The organism is Longimicrobiaceae bacterium, assembly GCA_035936415.1.
Lineage (GTDB): Bacteria > Gemmatimonadota > Gemmatimonadetes > Longimicrobiales > Longimicrobiaceae > JAFAYN01.
On sequence record DASYWD010000331.1, the window covers coordinates 1 to 4380 of the forward strand.

The following is a 4380-nucleotide window of genomic DNA, read 5'->3' on the forward strand; positions in this document are numbered from 1 at the left end:
GCGGAGCGGCCGGCGTCGCCGGGGGCGGAGCAGGCGGAGGAGGTTGCCGCCGGTGACCAGGCGCTCCTCGGCGGGGGGGAGGTGCAGCGCGCGGACCTTGGCGAGCTCCACACCGGGGTGCAGCCAGGGCCCGTCGGAGCCGAAGAGGAACTTGCGGGCGCCGACGCGGCGAACCGCCTCCTGCAGGATGTCGAAGCGCCGCACGCCCGAAGTGTCGGTGTACACGTGCGGGTGGCGCTCCAGGAGGGGGATCAGCGCTCTCTGGGCGCGCCAGTCGTCCGCGAAGCTTCCCAGGTGGGGGATGATGAAGCGCACGTCCGGGTACTCCGTGGCGAGCAGCTCCACCTGGGATACCTCGCCCATGACGTCGTAGAGGACGGGAACCCCGAAGGCGCGTGCCGCCTCGCACACCTCGCGGGTCAGGCGCGCGTCGTGGCGGTGTGCCTTGATGCCGCGGAAGCCGTAGCGCTCCACCGCTTCGCGCACCAGCTCCGCCACCCGGCCGCGGTCGCGCAGCGGGTGCACGAAGGCGAAGCCCCACAGGCGGTCCGGGCGGCTCGCCACGATGCGCGCCACCTCGCGGTTGGCGACGGCGTAGTCGGAGTGGAAGGCGGCGAACACCACCGTCCGCCCGATCCCCGCCTCGGCGGCCCAGCGCAGGTAGCCCTCCAGTGGGGCGTCGGTGTCCCAGGGGCCGGTGAGCCCGTCCCCCTTGCCCGCGTGGCAGTGGCAGTCGATGACCATCGGGGAGCCCTCCTCGCTAGAGCTTGCACTTCAGCAGCTTGTCGATGAACAGGTCCGCCACGTCCTCTGCCGCCCTCCCCAGCAGTGGCTTCGCAAGGACGACGATGCCGAGGCTGCGTCCGCGCTGGCGGAGGAAGTTGACCATGTACATCAGCCCGAAGGCGGACAGCTTGGCGGCCATCGTCGCCCGCACCGCTTTGCGGTTGGTCAGCTTCCCCCCGGAAAAGGTGCCGCCCAGCATGGCGAGAAAGCTCCGGCACCGGGCGGCGCGCCCGGTTCCCTTGACGAAGAACGCGTCCAGAGCGTCGGCGACGGAGCCGGAGGAGGGAATGTTGGGCGCACCAACACTGGTGGACGGCTTCGCCGCCACGACGTACGCGGCCACGTCCCCCTCCAGGTTGGACGTCGCCCCGTAGTCCCTGCCCCTGAAGTACTTGCTTGCGGGTGTCATCGGCGCCTTGACGCGGTCCATGGCCAGCCGGGCGGCCGCCCCTCCCAGGTCCCCCACCCAGGTGGTGATCTCCAGCCCGGTGGAGCCCGTACCCGGGAACGCCGGGACGCGGGAAAGGAACCGCATGCGGGCACTCATCCCGATCAGCACGTGCCCCATGTCCACCCCCCCCGCGTCTCCGCTCCGCTTCAGGGACAGGAAGAGCCCGCACCCCAGGCAGCTGCGGGGATCGTCCCCGGAGCCGTACGCTTTGGCGAGGAAGCCCTGGAACGCGGCGTTCCGCACCGGGCTCTTCTCCACGTCGAAGTCGCGGCTCCAACCCGTGCCGTAGTAGATGCCGGTGAGCACGTGGAGCCGCTGCTCCGCGTCCGTGTGCCCGCACTTGGCGAGCGCCGCCTCGGCCCGGCGGACCAGGGCGACGTAGCCCTTGAAGGTCGTGGCGACCACGACCTTCTGTTTGCACGCCGTTCCCGTCCCCCCGTTGAGGTTGCAGAACACCCGGGGGACGATGTTGGCTACGACGGCTCCGGCCCGGCTGGCGGAGAGCGCCTCGGCCTGGACCCCACCTCCGCCCGGAACGGGGCAGCGGCCGATGGCCGGCGTGGATGCCCTGAGCTTCAGGAAGCTCCCCCAGGCCCTGCGAAGCGCGGCGTCCAGGCGGGTCGGATCGGAGCGCACCCGGTCACGGAAGGCGATCAGGGGTGGTCCACCCCCCGGGTCCCCCGGGTCGAGGACGAGGACGGCGTCCTCACCACCGGGGACGAGCTGCCACCACCCCATCCCCAGCGCCCTGGCCCGCACCGCGGGCACCTGCTGGTCCTCCTTGTAGATCCCTGCCAGCCGTCCGGCCTTCACCGCGGCCAGCATCCCCGCGCCGTCACCGCGCGCGGCGGGGGCGCCTTTCGCCATGCGCAGCAGCGCGTACTGGGCGTGCACGTCGATGCGGGAATCGATCACCCCGCCCGGGCCGGTCGCCGCCACCTCCCGCTGCGGGCCAGGCGCGCGAGGGGCGCGCCCGCCGTCCAGCGGCACGACGATCGCACCCCCCCGACGGTACCAGCGCCCGCTCTCGGCCCTGCGGCTCCCGCACCTTCCGCAGCCGCAGCCGCACCCGCCCGGGTGGGGTTTGGTCTCGCTCATGGTATGGCTCCAGCGTGAGAGGTCGGTCGGCGCGGGCGGGCGCGCCCGCCCGCGCCCAGGCGGGCCAGGAAGCGGATGGAGGCGTCGATCCCGCGGTACAGGTTGGGAAGGTGGAACTTCTCGTCGGGGCCGTGCAGGCGGTCGTCGGGGAGCGCCAGCCCGGCCAGCACCACGGGGACGCCCAGCGTCTCCCCCAGCGCGCTCACCACCGGGATGGTTCCGCCGGAGCGGAGGAACACGGGCTCCCGCCCGAACGATTCCCGGAACGCGGCAGCCGCGGCGCGCAGCACGGGGTGGCGCCGCTCCACGTGGGCCGGGTGCGCGCCGAAGACCGTGCGCACCGCGGCGCGCACGGTGGGCGGGGCGAGGCGGGCCACGTGCTCGCGGAGGAGCCGGGCCACCTCCGCCGGGTCCTGGTCCGGCACCAGGCGGAAGCTGAGCTTGGCCGTCGCGCGGGCCGGGATCACCGCCTTGGCGCCCTCCCCCGCGTACCCGCCGACGATTCCGTTCACCGAAAGCGAGGGGCGGAGCGCGGTGCGCTCGTAGAGCGTGTACCCCCGCTCGCCCCAGCCGCGCGCGGCCCGGGCGTCGCGCAGGATCTCGGCGTCGGAGGGACCCACGCGGGCCATGTACGCCCGCTCCTCCGCGTCCACCTCCCGCACGCGGCGGTAGAAGCCGGGCACGGCGACGCGCCCGCGCGCGTCGTGCAGCCGGGAGACGATCTCGCAGAGCGCCTGCAGCGGGTTGTGGACCGCCCCGCCGAAGTTGCCGGAGTGCAGGTCCACCGCCGGCCCCCGGACCTCCAGCTCCGCGCTGAGCGCCCCGCGCATGGCGTAGGTGATGGCGGGGATCCCCGGGCCGCGCATCCGCATGTCGGAGATCAGGGCGGCGTCCGCGCGCAGCGTCCCGCCCTCTGCGCGGAGCCAGCGGAGCATCCCCACGCTCCCCGTCTCCTCCTCCCCCTCCAGCACGCAGACCACGTTGACCGGGAGCGTGCCGGCGCCGCGAAGCCAGCACTCCAGCGCCTTGACGTGGGCCCAGAGCTGCCCCTTGTCGTCGCACGCGCCGCGGCCGAAGAGGTCGGCGCCGCGGATCACGGGCTCGAAGGGGGGCGAGGTCCACTCCCCCAGCGGCTCCGCGGGCTGTACGTCGTAGTGCCCGTACACCAGCAGCGTGGGCCGCCCCGGCGCGCCGCTCCAGCGCGCCAGCACCAGGGGGTGGCCGCCGGTCTCCACCGTCTCCGCCCGCAGGCCGATGCCGCGCAGGTGCGCCACCAGCCACGCGGCGCAGCGCCGCATGTCGCCGCGGTGCGCCGGCTGCGCGCCTACGGTGGGGAAGCGGACCAGCTCCTTGAGCTCCTCCACGAAGCGCGTGCGGCCGGCGCGGGCGTGGGCCAGCGCGGCGGCGGCGGACGGGGCGCGGTTCGGCATGACGCCCTCAGAGCGGGTAGGGGAGGGCGAGCGAGCGGTCCACCACCGCGGCGTAGCGGAGCACGTCCACGGGCTTTGGCGCCTCCCGCCGGCGCTGGTACGTGTTGCGGAAGGCGGTCCACAGGTCGCTCGCCTTGCGCAGGTGGTCGCGCGACGACAGCCCCTGCAGGTTGCTGAGCCGGTTGGGGTCCGCGCCGGGGAAGAGATGGCTCCACTCCAGGGGGACGCGGTGGTGCACCTCCACCGCCCGGCCGCGCTGGCGGGGGTACGCCTGGAAGTAGGCGGCCCGCGCGGCGCTGCGGAGCCGGTCGCGCTCCCTGCCGCGCAGGCGCCGCGGGACGGCGGGCGGGGCCTCGCCGCTCTCCTTCTCCGGGCCGGCGGTCTGCGGAGCGAGGGTGAGGATCTCCCCCTGCAGCGGCCCCAGCGGCCGCACCAGCAGGCGGTAGCCGCGCACCGCGAAGACGGGGTAGCGGCGCCCCAGGCGGCGCTCCCGGAAGGTCCCCACCCGCCGGGCGCCCGAGGTCAGACGCCGGATCGCCCGCGCCACCGCGGGGCCGGGGTCGCCGCCCAGCCCTGCCCCCAGACGCCGTAGCTGCACCGGCTGCAGGCGCGAGA

General features: G+C 74.7%; 4 protein-coding genes. All 4 read right to left on the bottom strand.

The window, feature by feature from the left end; all coding sequences use genetic code 11:
- On the bottom strand, positions 1 to 744 hold a 744-nt coding region (locus VGR37_13635), incomplete at its 3' end, for an amidohydrolase family protein (GenBank protein HEV2148438.1).
- 16 nt (positions 745 to 760) lie between these two features.
- Positions 761 to 2335, bottom strand: coding sequence for a hypothetical protein (locus VGR37_13640; GenBank protein ID HEV2148439.1), 1575 nt, complete (start codon positions 2333 to 2335; stop codon positions 761 to 763).
- Positions 2332 to 3765: a dipeptidase gene (locus VGR37_13645; protein ID HEV2148440.1), complete on the bottom strand. Its 1434-nt coding sequence runs from the start codon at positions 3763 to 3765 to the stop codon at positions 2332 to 2334. The genes VGR37_13640 and VGR37_13645 overlap by 4 nt, the downstream gene beginning before the upstream one ends.
- A 7-nt stretch (positions 3766 to 3772) precedes the next feature.
- A partial coding sequence (locus VGR37_13650) for an HNH endonuclease signature motif containing protein (protein ID HEV2148441.1) occupies positions 3773 to 4380 on the bottom strand: 608 nt, incomplete at its 5' end.

Excerpts from the sequence above, each read along its gene's own strand:
- VGR37_13645 (HEV2148440.1), bottom strand. The coding sequence starts at position 3,765 with ATGCCGAACCGCGCCCCGTCCGCCGCCGCCGCGCTGGCCCACGCCCGC.
- VGR37_13640 (HEV2148439.1), bottom strand. The coding sequence starts at position 2,335 with ATGAGCGAGACCAAACCCCACCCGGGCGGGTGCGGCTGCGGCTGCGGA.